This window comes from Paenibacillus xylanilyticus (assembly GCF_047246825.1).
In the GTDB taxonomy this organism is placed as follows: Bacteria; Bacillota; Bacilli; order Paenibacillales; family Paenibacillaceae; genus Paenibacillus; species Paenibacillus xylanilyticus_B.
The window spans coordinates 63,118-82,857 of record NZ_JBFOLB010000009.1 but is presented as its reverse complement, the minus strand read 5'-3'; the positions used below and the strand labels follow the sequence as shown (position 1 = coordinate 82,857).

15 protein-coding genes are annotated in these 19,740 nt (G+C 49.3%); 2 read left to right on the top strand and 13 right to left on the bottom strand.

What is annotated here, in order from left to right; translation table 11 throughout:
- Window positions 1-33: 33 nt before the first annotated feature.
- From AB3N00_RS28485 to AB3N00_RS28460, 6 genes are all read right to left on the bottom strand, one after another.
- Window positions 34-1,215, bottom strand: coding sequence for a rhamnogalacturonan acetylesterase (locus tag AB3N00_RS28485; RefSeq protein ID WP_413037551.1), 1,182 nt, complete (start codon window positions 1,213-1,215; stop codon window positions 34-36).
- Between the two features lie 101 nt (window positions 1,216-1,316).
- The gene (locus AB3N00_RS28480) at window positions 1,317-2,156 is read right to left on the bottom strand and encodes a carbohydrate ABC transporter permease (RefSeq protein WP_413037524.1); all 840 of its coding nucleotides are present in this window, start codon (window positions 2,154-2,156) and stop codon (window positions 1,317-1,319) included.
- A 2-nt stretch (window positions 2,157-2,158) separates the two neighbouring features.
- Window positions 2,159-3,061: a carbohydrate ABC transporter permease gene (locus tag AB3N00_RS28475; RefSeq protein WP_175395411.1), complete on the bottom strand. Its 903-nt coding sequence runs from the start codon at window positions 3,059-3,061 to the stop codon at window positions 2,159-2,161.
- Window positions 3,062-3,200: 139 nt separating this feature from the next.
- On the bottom strand, window positions 3,201-4,484 hold the full coding sequence (locus tag AB3N00_RS28470; protein WP_413037523.1) for an ABC transporter substrate-binding protein: 1,284 nt from the start codon (window positions 4,482-4,484) through the stop codon (window positions 3,201-3,203).
- Window positions 4,485-4,707: 223 nt separating this feature from the next.
- Window positions 4,708-6,261: a response regulator transcription factor gene (locus tag AB3N00_RS28465; protein ID WP_413037522.1), complete on the bottom strand. Its 1,554-nt coding sequence runs from the start codon at window positions 6,259-6,261 to the stop codon at window positions 4,708-4,710.
- On the bottom strand, window positions 6,236-8,023 hold the full coding sequence (locus AB3N00_RS28460; RefSeq protein WP_413037521.1) for a histidine kinase: 1,788 nt from the start codon (window positions 8,021-8,023) through the stop codon (window positions 6,236-6,238). The genes AB3N00_RS28465 and AB3N00_RS28460 overlap by 26 nt, the downstream gene beginning before the upstream one ends.
- Before the next feature lie 314 nt (window positions 8,024-8,337).
- Here AB3N00_RS28460 and AB3N00_RS28455 point away from each other — a divergent pair, with 314 nt between their 5' ends.
- Window positions 8,338-9,822, top strand: a complete 1,485-nt coding sequence (locus tag AB3N00_RS28455) for a serine hydrolase domain-containing protein (protein WP_413037520.1) — start codon at window positions 8,338-8,340, stop codon at window positions 9,820-9,822.
- A 2-nt stretch (window positions 9,823-9,824) separates the two neighbouring features.
- Here the strand turns inward: AB3N00_RS28455 and AB3N00_RS28450 are convergent, their stop codons facing one another.
- The 7 genes from AB3N00_RS28450 to AB3N00_RS28420 form a co-directional block, all read right to left on the bottom strand.
- On the bottom strand, window positions 9,825-11,147 hold the full coding sequence (locus tag AB3N00_RS28450; protein WP_413037519.1) for a stalk domain-containing protein: 1,323 nt from the start codon (window positions 11,145-11,147) through the stop codon (window positions 9,825-9,827).
- A gap of 218 nt (window positions 11,148-11,365) precedes the next feature.
- The gene (locus AB3N00_RS28445) at window positions 11,366-11,632 is read right to left on the bottom strand and encodes a hypothetical protein (RefSeq protein ID WP_413037518.1); all 267 of its coding nucleotides are present in this window, start codon (window positions 11,630-11,632) and stop codon (window positions 11,366-11,368) included.
- A gap of 267 nt (window positions 11,633-11,899) precedes the next feature.
- Window positions 11,900-12,763 carry an inositol monophosphatase family protein gene (locus AB3N00_RS28440; RefSeq protein ID WP_217506375.1) on the bottom strand — a complete coding sequence of 288 codons (864 nt, stop codon included), beginning with the start codon at window positions 12,761-12,763 and terminating at the stop codon, window positions 11,900-11,902.
- A gap of 107 nt (window positions 12,764-12,870) precedes the next feature.
- Window positions 12,871-13,872, bottom strand: a complete 1,002-nt coding sequence (gene uvsE, locus AB3N00_RS28435; protein ID WP_413037517.1) for a UV DNA damage repair endonuclease UvsE — start codon at window positions 13,870-13,872, stop codon at window positions 12,871-12,873.
- 158 nt (window positions 13,873-14,030) lie between these two features.
- A complete protein-coding gene (locus AB3N00_RS28430; RefSeq protein WP_413037516.1) occupies window positions 14,031-14,354 on the bottom strand; it encodes a hypothetical protein in 324 nt (107 codons plus the stop codon).
- Window positions 14,355-14,378: 24 nt separating this feature from the next.
- Window positions 14,379-15,479 (bottom strand): D-alanine--D-alanine ligase, encoded by a 1,101-nt coding sequence (locus tag AB3N00_RS28425; protein WP_413037515.1) that lies wholly within the window; start codon window positions 15,477-15,479, stop codon window positions 14,379-14,381.
- 131 nt (window positions 15,480-15,610) lie between these two features.
- Window positions 15,611-16,630 (bottom strand): amidase domain-containing protein, encoded by a 1,020-nt coding sequence (locus AB3N00_RS28420; protein ID WP_413037514.1) that lies wholly within the window; start codon window positions 16,628-16,630, stop codon window positions 15,611-15,613.
- 362 nt (window positions 16,631-16,992) lie between these two features.
- Here AB3N00_RS28420 and acnA point away from each other — a divergent pair, with 362 nt between their 5' ends.
- A complete protein-coding gene (gene acnA, locus AB3N00_RS28415) occupies window positions 16,993-19,707 on the top strand; it encodes an aconitate hydratase AcnA (RefSeq protein ID WP_413037513.1) in 2,715 nt (904 codons plus the stop codon).
- The last annotated feature ends 33 nt before the right edge of the window (window positions 19,708-19,740 follow it).

Genomic DNA, 19,740 nt, shown 5'->3' with positions numbered 1-19,740 from the left:
AAAAAATTTGGCGCTTGCATGGCAGACGCATGCCTACCGTAAATACATTTGCAGCGGCTGAAGTCGCAGCTCGCGGATGGCTTCCGCCACCTGTGCAGCGAGACGCCGCGCACCACGCTCCTGAAAGTGCGTGTTATCCTCCACGCCTGCCGGGAAATTCAAATACTCCCCTGGCAGCACCCACATGAAGTCTTCCTTGCTGCCTTCAATCCCCGCCTGCTCGAAGAGAATTCGGCTGCGCTCAGCCAGATCGATCAACGGAACGTCTTCCTCTTCTGCCAGTTCCCTCACAGCGACAATATAATCACCATGTGTGTCAGTCAGCGTACCATCATCGGCGAAATAACGCCGATGCACGGGCGTTACCAGTACAGGGCGCGCACTGGCTCCGCGGGCTGCATCGATATACTTTTTCAAATATTCCTTATATGTTGTGAATGGTTCCGTCCCCCGCTCTGGGCCCGGTTTCTCATCATTATGACCGAATTGAATGAACAAGAAGTCCTCTGGTTTGATATGCTCCATAATTGCATCAAGTCGACCTTCATTGATAAAGCTGCGAGAACTTCGTCCCGACTGTGCATGGTTATCAACCGCTACATCATGCTTGAATTGGGCTGGCAGCAGCTGTCCCCAACCACAGTAGGGATACCCGCTCTCTGGTTGATCGGTTACAGTGGAGTCACCTGCCAGAAATACGGTCATTGTCTGATTGGCAAGCGTAATTTCCAGAGCATTGATTCGTGGCGCAGGGCCGGAGAAGGACAGTCGAAATTTCCCTCCTCTTACTACTACCGAGAATCTGACCTCCGCATATTGTCCAGGCAGGGTGTGAATCGTGGGCAGCATCAATCGGCCCTCACCTGCCTTCACCTTGGTGACCGTTTCGGCCGATTCATCTCCGGCAATGACCAGCACTTGATAGATACCATCTGGCACATCAACGATGAACGATGCCTTGAGGGGAATACAGAAGCTTGAACGCAATCGGGCAGACACATTGGCCTGCCCCGAATTTTCATGATTATCCTGCACGTTATTCCATTCTTCGTCCTCACTGATCCGTTGTTTCTCATAAACAAGGGAATTCCGCTCGAACCCATAACCGGTTATAGCTTCATAGGTGCTGTTGGCTGACACCTTCCGGTACCCTTCAACCCCGGTACCCGGACCGAAGTCGAATTTCCAGTGGGTCACCGACTCATCTCCGTCCACCGCTGCCTTGGTGGCTACAGCCTGACTGCCCACCGCTTTATCCAATAGAAACAACCTCCTTGTTCAGCGATCAGATCAACTATTGATCCGGTGAAAATGGTTTATCCTTTCAATCCGCTGGTGCTCATGCCCTGTACAATTTGTTTCTGGAAAATGAAGAACACCGCCACGACCGGAATGAGGCTGACGATGGACATCGCGAACATCGCTCCCCAGTTGGAGGCAGACTCGCTATCCAGGAACATTTTGAGCGCCATCGACACCGTATATTTCTCAGGTGAGTTCAGATATAGCACCGGACCCAGCAGGTCCTCCCATCTCCAGTAGAAGGAGAAAATCGCTGCAGTCGCCAATGAAGACTTGATCAGCGGCATAATGATCTGAATGTACAGTCTGAATTTGTTACAGCCATCGATGGTTGCCGCTTCGTCCAGCTCTTTCGGAATCGTACGAATGAACTGCACCATTAGGAAGATGAAGAACGGCATACCAAAAAATGTAGGTACTACAATGGGGAGAATCGTGTTCAACCAGCCCAGTTTCGTAAAGATAATATATTGAGGAACCAATACCACGTCATGCGGCAGCATCAGAGTCAGCATCATAAGGGAAAACCAGAAGCTGCGTCCTTTGAAGTTGAGTCTGGCAAAACCGAAGGCAATCAACGACGAGGATAACACAGCACCAATTGTGGAGATGACCACGATGACAAGTGAATTGGTGATGTAATCCATAAACGGTCTTCCGCCTGCACCTTTCCAGCCATCGACATAGTTGCTCCAGATCCATTCAGCAGGAAAAAGGGACTCTGCCGTAACGAAGATGGTACGGCTTTCCTTGAAGGAACTGAACAACATCCAGAGCACCGGATAGAGCATCAGGAGGGCTAAAGCTGCAACGAACAGATGATAAATGGGCCACTTTACATTTTTCCAGACCATCGTTACTTCCCTCCTTCAGATTCGTAGAACACCCAGAACTTGGATGTCAGGAACACAGCGACTGTGAGTATGCCGATCATAATAAGCATGATCCAGGCCATTGCCGAAGCGTAACCCATGTTGTTAAACATAAATGCCTGACGGAACAGGTACAGCGAGTAGAGCATCGTACCATCCATTGGGCCGCCCTCTCCTTTGGAGATGATGTATGCAGGTACGAAGGTCATGAATGCACCGATGGTTTGCATGATCAGGTTGAACAGGATGATCGGGCTAAGCAGCGGCAAGGTGATACTGAAAAATTTGCGTACCGGGTTTGCACCATCCACGCCTGCCGCCTCGTACATCTCGGGAGAGATATTTTTGAGACCCGCCAGGAAGATTAGCATCGAAGATCCGAACTGCCAGACGGACAGCGAGATGAGCATCACCAGGGATGCATCCGGATCACCGAACCAGCTTATAGGCCCGATTCCGATCGCTGTTAACGCACTGTTGATGACCCCTTCATTACTAAAAAGGTTACGCCACATAATCGACACAGCCACACTACCACCGATAATGGATGGCAGGTAGTACAAGGTACGATAAGTTCCTACCATACGGGAACCCGTATTCAGAATCATGGCTACGAAGAGTGCGAAGACCAGCCGTAGTGGCACACCTATGAACACATACAGGAACGTTACCTTAACCGAGTTCCAATACTTTGGATCCTCAAAAAACATTTTGGTGTAGTTGTCCATCCCGATCCACCGCGGGGAAGTGAACAGGTTATAACTCGTAAACGACATGTATAGGGATACAAACATCGGAATTAACGTAAAGCCCAGGAAACCGATAATAAAGGGACTAATAAACGCATACCCGGTCAGGTTTCTACGTAACGACGAATACTGCCTCAACGGAACGAACCTCCTTTATTGATCTGCTTGCTTCCCACAGCCTGGAACTAACGTTGGACGGGGAAAGGCCCCCGCGGTAAGCGAGCAGCCCCATTCCCGGCCATCCCGGTGGTGGGATGAGCAAGCAATCATTCAACTGTTACTTATTGTTGGCCAGAACCGCTTCGGCGTTTTTGCGGAACGTCTCTGCTGCCTGTTCTGGTGTAATTCTGCCAAAGTTCAGTTCCTCAGCGACATCCGCCAGAGCTGCAATGACCTCAGGTGATCCGACTGGTGGCGGCGGGCTCATTGGCGAAGCTTTTGGCTCCATTTCAGCAACAAAGTCAAATACCTGCTTCGTTGGCTCACTCAGCTCAGGTGCAATAGCTTCCTTGATTGCACCGGAGATTGGCACACCGCGCTCACCTTTGATCAGTTTGTTGGCTTCCACGTCATTCACCCAGAAATCAATGAATTTGGCCGCTTCTTCCTTCACTTTCGAGTTTGAAGTCACTGCCCAGTACATACTCGGCTGCATGTAAAGACCCTTCTCCATGTCCGGTCCAGGCATAGGAGCAAATTCCAGTGGACGGTCAGCGACTTGCTGTACGGCTACAAACTGGTTGGACCATTGCCAGATACCGATACCTTTGCCCTTGACCAAATCGGATTCCTCGATAATCCCCTTCGTTTGGTTAGCCAGATCCGGTGTAGGGGCCGCACCTTGCTCGATCATTCGACGCATCAATCCAAAAAACTCGACAAACAGTTTATCATCGTCATATCCAAGACCTGTTCCTTCAGCATTGTAGAGGGACAAGCCTTTCGTCCGCAGGAAGTAGTGGAAGAAGATATCCGGAGCTACCCCACCATCCAAAAACAGGCCTTTCTCTGCGGTTTGTTTACCCAACGCTTCGTACGATTCCCAAGTCAGGTTTTCCGGGAACGTATCTACCCCCGCTTTTTTGAGCAGAGCCGGATCATAGTGGAAACCCAGTACGTTAACCCCGGCAGGTACACCATACTGTTTGCCATTGATCAAGCCAGTGCTGATGACGTTTTCGGAAACATCATCCACCTTGATCTGATTGCCGAGGTATGGCGCCAGATCCTCCAGCTGACCATTTTGCGCATATTGGCTGATGTAGGAAATATCCATCTGAACAATGTCAGGCAACTGATTTGCTGCGGCTTGTGGAGCAAGCTTTTTCCAGTAGTCATCAAACGAGGCATACTCGACATCAATTTTGACATTCGGGTTTTTCTCTTTGTACAGGTCAATGACCTTCTGAGTGTATTCGTGACGTGCATCCGAGCCCCACCACGCGATACGCAGCGTAACCGATCCATCCGCGGATGTTCCTCCCGATCCTCCATCTGAACTGCAAGCCGCCGTGAATACTAGCAGCACAGCCATCATCAGGAATATTGCCTTTTTCACCATGCCAATCTCCCCTTTTTTGTGTTGATATGGTTATGTGAATGGGTTATCTACACCTTTCTGATAACGCTTTCACAAACTTGATATTGTCATTTTCGCAAATGTACGACCAGAGTTGAATACACAAATCCGTCTTGTTGGTTCAAAAAACAGAGGAGGAGAACATCCACCTCTTACGGTGCTGTTCGTCCCCCTCATTCATTGGCCCAGGAGCGATGACCAATTGTTATATGCCGGATCTTCGATATTCCGTCGGTGTCATACCGGTCCACTTTTTGAATACTTGACTGAAATATTGTGAATTACCGCCGAAACCAAACAGCTCCGCAAGCTCAAATACCTTCACATCCCCGCTCCGGCGAATGTGCTCACATGCCCGCTCGATGCGCAAACGATTCACGTAGTTGGAGAAGTTTTCTCCTGTCACCTTTTTGAAGATTTTGCCCAGGTAATCCGGGTTCATATACAGCATCTGATGGGCGACGCCATTCAATGAAAGATCGGCCTCCCCATAGTGTTTATCTACAATATCCATCATTTTCTCCACGGCTGAGGACTGGCGGCTGATATGATTTTTGTAATACCCAGAGGTCAAATTGGCTGCGCTGTTAGCCACAAACGATTTCAGCTCAGACAGCGTATCCATATGAGGCAGCTCCGCCATCCGCTTAGTGAACTCTGTTGCCTCCTCAGGCGGACAGACATGAATCATGGCCGAATACAGCTGAACGACATAAGAACGGGTAACCTCAATATCCAGCTGTTGACCGGATAAGCGCTCAAACAGACGGTCAACCTCAGCCCCAGCTTCCTCCGTACTGCCCGACTTGATTAGCTGGCATAACTGTTCTGCATCCTGCTCGGCATGAACACCTTCACATTCACCGGCAATCGCGACATCATTCTTGGTGATCAGCTTGTCTTCCCCAATGAAGAAGCGATGGTTCAGGCATTGCGATGCCTCGCGATACAAACGCCGTGACTGGACCATGTGATCCGCTTCGCTGAGCGCAGCCGTCACTTGCAACTTATAGAGTCTGGTGAATGCTGCTCGCACTTCCTCAATTCGCTCTCTCAAGTGAGCAGGGTCCGCCGCATCTTCCAACAGAATCAGCAGCTTGCCTTCAATGGTTGTGCTTAACAGAACATGCGGCAGCAGATCGCTGGCAATGTTCTTAATGGCAAATAAATGGCTGTAATCATGTTCATCCGAGATCCGGAACAACAATAGGCGAACTTGATTGGCTTCAAGCTTCAGATCAAACAGCTCCTGATAATATTCCAGATCAACCGGCCCGTACGTGCGATTGGTCATAAATTCAAGCAAAAACTGTTCCTTCACATGGGGAAGTACTCGCTGGAGCCGCTGTTTCATCTCCCCGGCCACATGTTCTTTCACCTGTGCATCCTGGTGCTCCTGAAGCAACTCGGACAGGGCATCATGAATCTGGTTTTCATTACAGGGCTTAAGCAAGTAATGCTTCACACCGTACTGCATGGCCCGGCGTGCATATTCAAACTCCTTGTAACCGGACAGCATGATAAAACGAAGTCCGGGATAAGCTTCGGATGCTTTTTCGATCAGTCCAAGACCATCTAACCCCGGCATTGAAATATCCGTAATGATAATATCAGGTCTGGAATGCCCGATTTTGTCCAAAGCCTCAATTCCGTTTCTGGCGGTATCCACCAATTCTGTTCCGGCTGCCGCCCAATCCACCACTTGGGAGATCCCCTCCAAAATCACACGTTCGTCATCTACGAGCATCACTTTGTACATCGTCATCGTCCTCCCTGATCCAAGGTATTCTGATCGATACTACTGTCCCGGCACCGGGTTTGCTGCTCATGATCATACTGCCCTCCTCACCGAAGGTCAGTCTGATTCGTTCCTGGATGTTGGATAAACCTATTCCCTGCCCTCTTGTCTGAATTCGCCCTTCCTGTAATTGCTGCAGAAACTCCGGGGTCATGCCCGGACCGTCATCCTCCACTTCAATGACGACCTTGTCACCTTCTGCCCGTGCACGAATCCGAATTTTACATGGGTCGATACTCGGTTCAAGTGCATAGTGAATGGCATTCTCCACCAAAGGCTGCAGCGTCAACTTCGGAATGCGTGCATTCCCCACCTCAGGGGCAATCTCCATATCAAAATCAAGTCTTTCCTCAAACCGCGTGCGCTGAATCGTCACATAACTGCGAACGATATCCAGCTCCCTTTCCAGCGTAATCCACTTCTCGGACATGTTCACTGAACTGCGCAGCAGGAATCCAAGTGCCTCAACCATTTCGGAAATTTGACGCTGCTTCTGTACTTTGGCAAGCCAGTTAATGGACTCCAATGTGTTGTAGAGGAAGTGTGGATTTATCTGTGCCTGAAGCGCTTTCAACTCGGTCTCCCGAATAACCAGCTGCTTCGCATAATTCTCATCTATCAGTTCCCGGATGCGCTGCAGCATCATTTTAAAGGTGCGATGGAGCAAACCAACTTCATTCTGGGAAGACACCGGAACGTTGCCAAGCGCGGCTTCCTCCAGCTTATCCAGATCCCCTTTTTCAATATTACGCATCTTCTTGATCAACTGGGCAATCGGCTGTGTGATGCTGCGGGAAAGCTTGGCTCCAAACACAAGCGCGACAAGCAAGATCATAAAGAAAATGACCGTCACCAATTGTTTGACAAATTGAATCTGCTTGAACATCTGGTCAAACGGAGTCATATAAAGGTACACCCAATCCGTATATGACGAATGGGCGCGGGCGACAAAATTTCTCCCCTGCTCGAACATCGCAATCCCGTATGGCTGGGTACGCTTCAGTTCCGATTCAAGTTCGGCATCACTAACTGTGGATTGCGTGGGATAGATGACTTCCCGTCCATCCGTTATCAACAGCTGCGAGTCCTCTGCAGGATGCTGCATCTGATCCTGAACAATACGGTCCAGTCGTACACGGATAATCAGCGTTCCCAGCTTCTCCAGCGTGAAGGCCCCGCCTGTGAAGGACTTGACCTGTCTTACGGATAAAAGTCTGGCTTGCTGATCTCCACTTGTATACCATGCATTGGAGCCTGAATATTGCTGCCCCAGTGCAACCAGTTCCGTCTGCATGGATTCCGATATTCCCTCCCGGTTCCCTGCAGCCATAACATTATTATCATTATCGATAAATATCATGGAATAGACGTACTTCTCAGACCCCGCATACGCGACAAGCCTGTTCGTTATTTTTTTGAGCAGGCCATTTTTCTCATATCCCGATTCAGCCTTATCCAGCTGAAGAAGATACTGCTGGAGCGGCTCGTCGGACATGACCTTGAAGGAAAGATTGGAAATTTCGCGCAGCTGATTCTCAATGCCCACGGAAGACATGTTAAGGACCTGCGACGATTTTTCATAGATTTGGCGATCATAGATTCGGAATACGTATCCAAGGACAGACACATAAAACGTAAAGCTGATCAGCATCAAAAGTCCGATGAGAAGAATGGTTTTGTGATGGATCGGCAGGGTTGTGAAAGCGTTCTTAATTTTTCTCATCCAAAGCGCTCCTTTGGCCCCGAGAAGGGTGCAGGCAGGTGTGAGAGTCTCGTTCTACTGTAAGTTATTTTCATATTTACACATCCATGGGCAGATGACAAGTCATATTTATGCAACATTTGAGGTCATTTCAGAAGGTATACACCCTTTGATTTGAAAAGTGGATGCTCATTACTCATTGCCGTAGCAAACAATGGGTGTGACAAAAATGTAAGTTGGACCGTGGAAATGAGAGGTCAATCGATGGAAGAAACTCTCATATGTTTTATACTTGGATTAACCATCATAACGTTTAAGCAAAGAGGAGCACATCGATGAGTATTTTGAAAAAAGTACCCGTATTACTTGTAATTATTTTATGTATTTGGTCGCCTGACTTATCCTTCGCCGGAAATATGGATGACTTTAAGCTTCATCTGGATAGAAAAATCCCTCAACTTCAACAAAAGTATGGGGTTGCGGGGGTTGCTGTTGGTATTGTTCAAAACGGGAAACCAGCCTACATACTTCACTATGGATATGCAGACAAATCTCGTAGAACCGCCTTGAATGAAAATACGTTGTTTCAGGCGGGTTCCATTTCCAAAAGCCTGACCGCATGGGGAATACTGCATCTGATTGAAGAAGGTAAACTGTCACTCGACGATCCGGTTGAGAAATTTCTTACACGTTGGCATCTGCCAGAGGGGAGTTATAGCCATAAAGAAGTCACCATTCGAAGACTGCTGAGCCATACAGCCGGTTTTCCTGCACATCGTGGATATATGGGCACAGCACCAGGAAAACCTCTTCCCACTATTGAAGAATCCTTATCGGGTAAAGGACTGCTGAATACCCCCTTAACAATTGATCACAAACCAGGAAGTGAACCCCTGTATTCAGGGGCAGGGTACACTTTGCTGCAGCTTGTTATTGAAGAGGTTACAGGCATGCCTTTTGACCGATACATGGATGTACAGGTCCTAAAACCGCTGGGCATGCAGCATAGTACATTTCAACAAGAGCCGGCAAACCCCGCTCTATCCAAAACCTATGGTTATTTCGGGCAACAGATTCCTGCTTATCAATTCACCGAGCAAGCTGCGGCCGGCTTGCAGACAACAGCCAGTGATATGGTAAAACTCATTTTGGCCAGCATGGAAAGTAAGAATAATGATAATCTGGGCCGGGGAGTCATTTCAAGCAAACTTGTTAAAGAGATGCAGACCCCCGTCATTTCGGAGAACGCTTTAGGCATATTTTCAAGGACATTATCCAATCAAGACACTCTTCTCTATCATCCCGGGGACAACCGCGGATGGCATTCCTTTTATGGCTGGATTCCCTCCACAGGAGACGGGTTAGTTATACTGACCAACAGCGAGACCGGCTTAGAATTGCGTCAGGACGTATATCACGACTGGATCGAATCCCAAACCGGAATTCAGTCTGAAAGACAAGATGAGCTTATGCAGGCTGAAAGAGTCAACGCCTTGATCGCTGTCGTTCTTGGTGCATGGGTTGGTGCATACCTCCTGCTATTCTGCGTTTCACTATTTCAAGGAAAACGATTATTTATAACAAAGCACCCCCATAAACACGTTGTTCGATTAGCCTTTCGTTCCATCATGCTAGCGCTCATTAGTTCAGCACTGTTTTATCTGTCTTATGAAGCAACCCTTGTGGACCTGCATTCACACAAAAAGAGCATCTTGGTTTGCATCCTGATCTGGCTTGGGGCAGGGTTCGTCACCGGCTTTTTCCCCAAAAAAAGAATCCATATTGATCGTATAACCAACATGGATTCCAACGAGCTTTAACTTTATGGATTAACAAATACGGTTTTGAGCTTCGCTACATACTGCACATCAAAACCAAGACCTTCGGCTACCATCGCAAGAGGTACATACGTTTTGGACTCTTTGCCTACCTTGTTCAGGAACGCGGGTGTATCCACGGTCACGGATGCTCCGTTAACCTGAACAGCGTTGGCACCGATTTTCACGGCTACTTTGCGGTCTCCGTATGTAATGGTTGCCGTGGAGGTTTTATTATCCCAGACGGTGGTAGCCCCTACAGCATTCACGATATCCTGAATCGCCACAAAGTTCTTCCCACTGCGAATGATTGGCTTATAAGGGGTATCCAGCGTTTTGCCGCTGACGATGATGTTCATCGGCTCACCTGCTGCAGGTGCGGTCAGTTTCGTGTAATCACCCCAGATCGTTTCTGCAAACACCTTGGCGATCGCTTCATAACCAAACTGGTTCGGGTGGAAATCCCGATCCTTGATCATATGTGTCATTGTTCCCTCGCCGCCAACAAATTCCTTGGCTACATGCGCCACTTTTACGTCCATGCCCTGAGCAGTGAACTGGGCTGCAATCCCGTCAATCGTTGCTGTGAAACCCTGGGATGCCTCCATGAGTTTGGCATACAATGCTTTGCCGGCTACTTCAGGCATAGGCTGATATTGATCGGCAATGACAATCTTGGCATCGGGATTAATTGCCTGAATGTTACTAATCGCTTCGCTGACATTGGCCGTATACGTTGTCAGCAGTTCCTTCACTTTTGCTTCCAATTCCGCATCACTGAGTTGATCTGCCGTACCGAGCAGTTCGGATACGTCATTCCCCCCAATGGTGATCGCTACAAGATTGGCAGCCGCCACGCTCTCGCGAATTGCAGCGATGTTGGCTCCCATCTGCCCTGCTCTTGGATCTGGCAAACTCGGCTGAATCGCTTCAGGGGTAAGGGTCTTGCTCTCATTGATTGCAGAGGTAAAGTTCTTCAAACCAATACTCTTCAATCCGCCTATACCGTAGTTATCCACCTGAGTGCGGCCGTGAAGCAAACCTTGCTCCTGCAAGCGCTCTACATAACCATAAGGCAGTCCTTTCGCATTCGGCTCGTATCCTACAGTGATGGAATCTCCCAATGTGACGATTCGGAATTCCTTTGTTACGGCTGCAGCATCCTTCTTCGCAGGGGTGGCTGCCTCTGCTGTGCCTGCAGGTAGTGAGCTGATGCTCGTATCTGCGGCTTGTGCAGGCAGTGCAGTTGATGCAAACAGCATCATTCCCGCCAGCATGCCGGCTGTTAATCCAGCCGCTGTGTTACTCCATGTACGTGTACGCTTCATCCGTGGTAACACTCCTTTTCTCATATCTATAAGATGATAACCTGAACTTAATTACACGGTTGATCTCCGGTGGAAGAAGTTCACATATCCCTATTCTACCATTAAAAATTAGGGATGTCGTTTGGACTTCTGCCTGCTCACAAAATAACAGACTCCCCTGTACGGGAAGTCTGTTCACCTATAATCCTAGCCATGTATTGGTTTGTTGCATCCGCGATTCATTTGTCTTTTGCTTCACTTTCTGATGAGTTGAATTTACCGGCAGAGCGCTCCAGGTAACGATCATATCGATCATCCACTTCACGCGCCATATTCCGGTACAACAACGTTTCCTGGGCAATCGGGTCACGTTCCGCCTGAATGCGCACCTCATATTTGGGAGGAATCAGCTGACGTTCACGCTTGTCGGTGTCGCCGGACTCCTCCATCTCCCCTTCAGTCAGCATATCACTCAAACGTCGTTCCAGTTCCTTGGATTCATCCATCGTTCATCGCTCCTTTAATTAAGTTCATAAATATACAACCAAATACTATTGCACCTACACTTCGATGGACAGAACAATCTTTCGATCGCTGTTATCCCCATATTTTCTTGTTTACTTTTTAAAGGGAAAAATTCGGGGATAAAGGCTGGTTTATGCTTCCGAAGCAGCTTTCTTTCAGAAAGCTTTTAACTTCGCTTCTCCAGATTTTTTCTGTCCCTCGTTCATGTGCAATATAAGCTTGTTGAATCATTTAAGAAATTAATAAACTCACTCCAAACCGGTTGCTTTGGCTTCCTTGAGCACATCTGTCAGTGCATCATGAATCTTGCCATTGGTGGCAACTACATGGCTGACTGACAATTGATAAGGTGTACCGATCGTATCCGTGACCTTACCGCCGGATTCCTCCACGAGCAGTGCACCTGCGGCGATATCCCACGGTTTCAGTCCGACTTCGGTGTATGCGCTAAGGCGACCCGCAGCAACATAAGCCAAATGCAGAGCTGCCGATCCACCTGCACGCAGGCTCCGTACTTGCGGCGCAAGAGCCTGCACAGCAGCCATATTGATTGGAAGTGCATAGGTGGTATCTGCCGGGAAGCCAACCGCCACCAGGCTCTGAGCCAGCCCCTGCTCGCTGGACACCGCCATCCGGTTTCCGTGGACATAGGCCCCTTTGCCCTTTTCAGCTACAAACAGTTCGTCTCTTGAAGGGTCGTATATGACCCCTACTATCACTTCACCATGATGAGCCAAGGCGATCGATACCGAGTAAAACGGGAATCCATGTACAAAATTTGTTGTTCCGTCCACAGGATCCACGATCCAGAGGAACTCTTCTTCCTGTGCCTCTTTCAGTGCTTTGGCCGAAGCTTCAGGCCCCGGCTCAACTCCCTCTTCGCCAAGAATGGCATGGTCGGGAAAATGGGTCAGAATCAGGCGGCGGATCATCTGCTCCGCTCCTTTGTCCACTTCGGTCACAAGGTCCTGCGGAGAATATTTGGTTCCGGGTTCGCCTATTGTTCCAAGACGACTCTTGATCCACTCACCCGCTTTGGAAGCCGCATTGATGGCAACGGCAGTATAGCTTTTGCTTGTCACGACATAAGGTATTTTTTCCTTCTCATTCAAAGCGTTCACTCTACTTTCTATATCAATCTACGAAAATATAAAATACTTGTTAAAAGTATACGCCTCACATGTTGTAAAGTTTCTTGCTGCCCAAGCCCCTTTTGGCTCTATGGATGAATGATCACCGTAGACTCGTCCACCCATTCCACGCCTTCCTCGTGATAGAATGCCAGCTTCTGCATGAGCTGCACCAGTGCTTCATCCTTGCGCTTGGCCTCAATCATGACATCCAGTTCCGGCGTATCTGCAGCGATATGACGCAAAAAGGAAAGCAGCGGCTCCACTTCAACGCCATCCGCATGCCCTCGGATATCCTTTTCGCTCTTCGGGCTGGACACGTGAATTTTCGGCGGCAATGGCCGATCTGCCGGAGAATCCGCCTGAGCCAGCGGAGATTGCCACGTCTTCCATATGTCAGGCCACAAGTCCCATGGCTGTTCGCCTTCATTATTGACCCACTGATGGTGGATATCCAGCACCATCGGCAGTCCCAAATGCTGACATACAGCCAATGTCTCGGGTACGTTGAATGTTTTGTCATCATTTTCAAGAGTCAATCGTTCCTGAATATCCCGATCAAGTTTCAGAAAGTTTTCTTCAAAGCGGAGCGCAGCACTAGGCTTGTCCCCGTATGCACCACCAATATGTATATTGTTCTTGGCAGTGGCATTCAGACCCATGGCATCCAGCATCCGAACATGATGACGAAGGTCACGCATGGAGTTCCGGAGCACTTCTTCCCGCGGTGTGCTAAGAACGGTAAAATGATCCGGATGAAAGGATACACGCATCCCGTTCTCCTTAACAAAATCACCAATGGCTTCAAAATCCGACTGAAGTGCCGGGAACGGATCCCAATCATTCAGATCTTCATGTGTTGCCAGTGGAATCAATTTGGAGGAGAAACGATATACATGAATGTGGCTGCCTTTGTTGTGCCTCAGCAAACGTAACGTATTATGCAAATTCTCAGCTGCAATCCGTTCCAGCTTGCGGATGGCTGCATCCCTGTCATCGATTTTCTTGAAGCTGGCCATGGTCATCGTGCGGGAAGGTGAAGCATTCTCTACCAGCACAGACATCGCCACATAACCAAAACGTACAAGCATGATGTTCTTCCTCTCTGTTTAGGGCGGAATTCCTGTCTGAACATGAGCCACAGTCAGGCTTTCCCGTCACGGTATATAACCAAGTTTTACCCTAAAAGAAAGACCATAATCGCTTGCCGGACAATTCCGTTCATTGGTCCCACATCCGAAATCGCAGTTTAGCCTTGCGCCTGTTCACCAAAAAACATCTCGTCTGCCAAAGCGGTCTGAACACGAGATTCTTCTTCATTCAGCTTGCGGATGAGCAGCATCTCCACTTCAGTCACTTCCTGACCCTGAAAATTAATCTCTGCAATGGAGGCAACGATCTTCACGATGGCTACAGCCACGTTGTCAGGTGTATAGGCAATAACCTTCTGTCCGGTTGGAAATACCCGGAAGCCTTGTTTTACCATTTTGCCGCGGCCGTATTCCAGCAGCTCGAACATCTCCTGCTCGCTCTTGAATTTGCACACGGAATTGAATTCAGTCTGAAATCCCATCCATACCCCTCCTTATACTGTCTCCTACGCCTGTACGCCGTTCTCGTAATTCAGTGCCTGTTTGCGGCTGTAACGCTCCAAGGCCAGCTCAATCATGCGATCCAGCAGCTCGGCATACGATACACCTGTCTCACGCCACAGCAATGGGTACATGCTATACGGAGTGAAGCCAGGCATTGTGTTTACTTCATTAATAAGTAGTGCCCCATCCGATTTGCGAATGAAAAAGTCAGCCCGGGAAATACCGTTGCCTTCAATCGCACGGAATGCCTGCAAAGCTGCCTCGCGGATGCGATCAGCGGCTTCAGGATCCAGCGGAGCGGGGATCAGCATCTGTGATTGACCATCAATGTACTTGGCTGCATAGTCATAATATTCACCAGAGGATACGATTTCTCCTGGCACCGATGCCATGGGCTCATCATTACCAAGCACACTGACTTCCACTTCACGTGCTTCAACGAATTCCTCAATGACAACCTTCGTATCATACCGCAGCGCAAATTCAACAGCTGTCTTCAGTTCATCACGGTTGCGTGCTTTTGAAATTCCCACACTGGAACCAAGATTGGCGGGTTTAATAAAACACGGATAACCCAGCTGTTCCTCCACTTGCAGAATCATCTCGTGTTCAGTCTGCTTCCACTGGGTAGCATTAAAATACGTAAAGGCACATTGGTCGATTCCGGCTTGTGCAAACAGCTTCTTCATGACCACTTTATCCATGCCGCCTGCCGAAGCGAGTACACCTGCTCCCACATAAGGCATATCCGCCATCTCAAACATACCCTGGATCGTGCCATCCTCACCGAACGTACCGTGCAGCAGCGGGAACATAACGTCCAGTGCCTCTTCTCCGCCATACAAACGTGCAAACAGGGCGTTCAGCGCTTCCTGGGTTCCACCTGCTGCCTGTTCCAGTTTCAAATCCTCGATCTGCGCGAATGGCGCGTGCATTACTGAACCCTTTTTCCACGTCCCCTGCTTGGAGATATAAAAAGGAACCAGCTCATATTTCTCATAATCAAAAGCGTTCGTTACAGCAAACGCCGTTTGCAGCGATACTTCATGTTCACCTGACTTCCCGCCGTAAACGACGCCAACTGTCAATTTATCCATACTCATGCGTAACCTCCGATTATCTGTGCATGATGCCGCCATAACTGCATGTTTAGCATCAATTTTATTCTTGTCTTGGGACTCATTTTACACGGAACTGGATATCCCCGTCACCCAATCCCTTAATATCAACTTCATTAGAACTCATCTGCAATATGAAAAAGCCGGTACACCGTCCGCTCCGTCCAAGCGTAAGAATCCCGGTAATCCCAATAGCGGTGGCGGCTGCTGACCGTGTGCGCATTGACAAGCGGCATGCCTCCTGCATCAAAGGCGGTGACAACAGTACTATGCTGGAACCTGCCGTCACCGTCCCAATCATAGAAAATGACATCTCCGAGCATCAGCTGCTCCGGGCGATCCACTTCGGTTGCCGTTAAGCCCCAGCTGCTGCTCGCCAGATACCGCTCCAGACTATTGGAAACGGCCCAGCTGTAACTCCACATTTCGGCGCCATTCACGTAGCCCTTGTACCACCAGCCCGCTTCTCTTCTACCAGTATAGTGGATGGGTGCTCCCCCTGCAAAGAGACATTGAGAGATGTAATTGGTGCAGTCTACCTCGAATTCCTCAAATGCCGGGTTGCCCGCATTCCACCAACGATCCGCATAAGCGACCGCCAGGTCTCGCCGATATAACTGCTGTCTTGAACTTCTTCCTTGACCCAGTACTTCCCTGTTTAGCAGCGGCCGATTGATCGCCTGTACAAAATCCGCTTGCTGAAAAGGTCTGCCTTCCCCTGCCGGACGACGCTCCGGAACTTCCCTTTCCACCCGTCCAATGATCCATGAACCGTTCTGCCGCAAAAAGGTAAGCCGCTCCCGCTCAATCCGGTCTTCCCGGTGGGTAATCCCGCTTTTCTCATAGAAAAGCCTGCTGTACAGTTGAACATCCACCACCGATTCTTCAGGACCTTCCGTTACCGTACGCACAAGCTTGGCACTGGTCTCGCTGCGAAGAGGCACTGCACGCCGTTTACGATACCATTCGTCCAGTCTGGCCATACGTTCTCCCCGCTGCAGCACAAATTCCGGATCTGTGACAATCCGCTCGGTCGTTTGTGGACGATAGTCGATCTCACAGCGATTGTACTGGTTCACATAGGTGTATAAGGCACTCTTCCATTCCCGTTCCAAGCCTGTGTCCCCCTTTGGCATTAAATTCTGTCTGGAAAATTCAGTGCGTGCAAACTACTTCTATTCATATGAGGAGTTTATCGGTTGTATGTGTTTCGGACAGGGATCACAGGTCGAAATTCGGAGACTCGGAGGACAGAATGTGTCGTGTTCAACAAGTATTCACGAAAACGCCTTCATTGTTCTCAAAGCTTGTTTGGACAGGCAAAAAGCCCTTTACGTATGGAGGTGAAAACGGTATACTTAAAACTAAAGTTGCAATTATGAAATTACGTTTCATCTGATGAAACCAGCGAACAAGGACACGGAACGATGAAGGCCTGTTCTTTTACCTAAATGAACTTTATCTTCATCTCACCGACACATTTTAAGGAGGTACATGTATGTCAGCCAAGAACCATTTCTCCGCAGCCCGCAATCTTGAGGTCGGAGGCAAGTCTTACCGCTACTACAGTCTCGATGCTCTTCAGGAAGGCGGCTACGGCGACCTTTCCAAGCTTCCCTTCTCCATTAAAGTGCTGCTCGAAGCAGCAGTTCGTCAGTTCGACGGACGCGCGATTACCGAAGAACATGTGAAACAACTTACCGGCTGGGCAGAAGGCCGTGACAATAACAAGGAAATTCCGTTTATCCCTGCACGTATCGTCCTGCAGGATTTCACCGGCGTACCGGTTGTCGTGGATCTTGCCGCGATGCGTGATACCGTAAAAAAAGCTGGCGGCGATCCAAAACAGATCAACCCGCTCGTGCCGGTCGATCTCGTTATCGACCACTCCGTTATGGTTGATGCATTCGGAACCAACGATGCACTCGACTACAATATCAAGGTTGAATTCGAGCGTAACGAAGAGCGTTACCGCTTCCTGCGCTGGGCGCAAACGGCATTCAACAACTTCCGTGCTGTTCCGCCATCCACAGGGATCGTTCACCAGGTCAACCTGGAGTATCTGGCTTCCGTCGCTGCAACCAAAACGATTGACGGCGAAACGGTTGTGTTCCCGGATTCCCTCGTAGGTACGGACTCCCACACCACCATGATCAACGGACTCGGCGTTGTTGGCTGGGGTGTTGGCGGAATCGAGGCCGAAGCAGGCATGCTGGGCCAACCGCTCTATTTTGTAACACCGGACGTTATCGGTTTCAAATTGACAGGCAGCCTGAGCGAAGGCGCAACAGCAACGGATCTGGCGCTCACTGTCACTCAAATGCTGCGTAAAAAAGGCGTAGTCGGCAAATTTGTCGAGTTCTACGGCCCAGGCCTTGCCAACATCAGTCTTGCTGACCGTGCAACAGTTGCCAACATGGCACCGGAATACGGCGCTACGATTGGTTTCTTCCCTGTCGATAGTGAGACGTTGAACTACATGCGCAGTACGGGACGTACTGACGAGCAAGTGGATCTGGTGGAAGCCTATTACAAAGCACAAGGCATGTTCCGGACTTCCAGCACGGTTGATCCTGAATTTACAGATGTGATCGAACTGGATCTTGCTTCTGTAGTGCCAAGTCTCGCGGGTCCTAAGCGTCCGCAGGATCGCATCGAATTGACACAAATGAAAGAAAGCTTCAACAGCATCATTCGCACACCTGTTGATAAAGGCGGATACGGGCTGAGCGACGAGAAAATCGAAGAAAAAGTGCCTGTGAAGCACCCTGACGGTTCCACAAGTGAACTGAAAGCAGGCGCGGTTGTCATTGCAGCTATCACAAGCTGCACCAACACATCCAACCCAAGCGTTATGCTCGGAGCGGGTCTGCTGGCGAAAAAAGCGGTTGAGCGCGGTCTGACCACACCAGGCTACGTAAAAACCAGCTTGACTCCAGGTTCCCTCGTTGTTACCGAGTATCTGGAAAAATCGGGGCTGATCGAATATCTCGACAAGCTCGGATTTAACGTTGCCGGTTACGGCTGTGCGACATGTATCGGTAACTCCGGTCCACTGCCGGACGAAGTAAGCGAGGCGATTGCCGAGAATGATATGACCGTAGCGGCTGTACTGTCCGGTAACCGTAACTTTGAAGGTCGTGTACATGCTCAGGTCAAAGCCAACTACCTGGCCTCTCCACCACTCGTGGTAGCTTACGCTCTCGCGGGTACGGTCAATATTGATTTTGCTACCGATCCAATCGGTTATGATACGAACAACGAGCCAGTCTTCCTGAAAGACCTCTGGCCTAGCTCCGAGGAAATCAAGGATGCCATTGCAAGCTCACTGAATGCTCAGATGTTCCGCAACAAATACGAGAACGTATTTACTGCCAACGAGCGCTGGAATAACATCCCTGTACCGGAAGGTGAACTGTATGAGTGGGATCCAAACTCCACATACATTCAAAACCCTCCGTTCTTCCAAAACCTCGGCGACAAACTGACCGATATCGCAGATATTCGCTCTGCACGCGTCATGGCACTGCTTGCTGACTCCGTAACAACGGATCACATCTCGCCAGCCGGTAACATTGCTCCATCCAGTCCAGCTGGATTGTACCTGAAAGAGCATGGCGTAGAACGCAAAGACTTCAACTCCTACGGCTCACGTCGTGGTAACCATGAAGTCATGATGCGCGGTACGTTTGCCAACATTCGTATTCGTAACCAGGTGGCTCCGGGTACGGAAGGTGGTATTACGAAGTACCTGCCAACGGATGAAGAGATGTCCATCTACGATGCTTCCATGAAGTATCAGGACGAAGGTCAGAACCTGATCGTTATTGCAGGTAAAGAGTATGGTACAGGAAGCTCCCGTGACTGGGCGGCAAAAGGTACATTCCTGCTCGGCGTCAAAGCCGTTATCGCCGAAAGCTTCGAGCGTATTCACCGCAGTAACCTGGTTGGCATGGGCGTAATGCCACTGCAGTTCCAGGAAGGACATGGCTGGTCCAGCCTGGGTCTGAACGGACGTGAAACGTATGACATTACAGGCCTCAGCAATGATGTGAAGCCAGGACAAGAATTGACGGTTACGGTAACCCGTGAAGACGGAACCAAGTTCGACTTCCCTGTCATCGCTCGTCTCGACAGCATGGTTGACGTGGATTACTACCACAATGGCGGTATCCTGCAAACCGTATTGCGTCAAATGATGAAAAAAGCTTAATTGCATTAACCTTTAATGCGATTGATCAATACG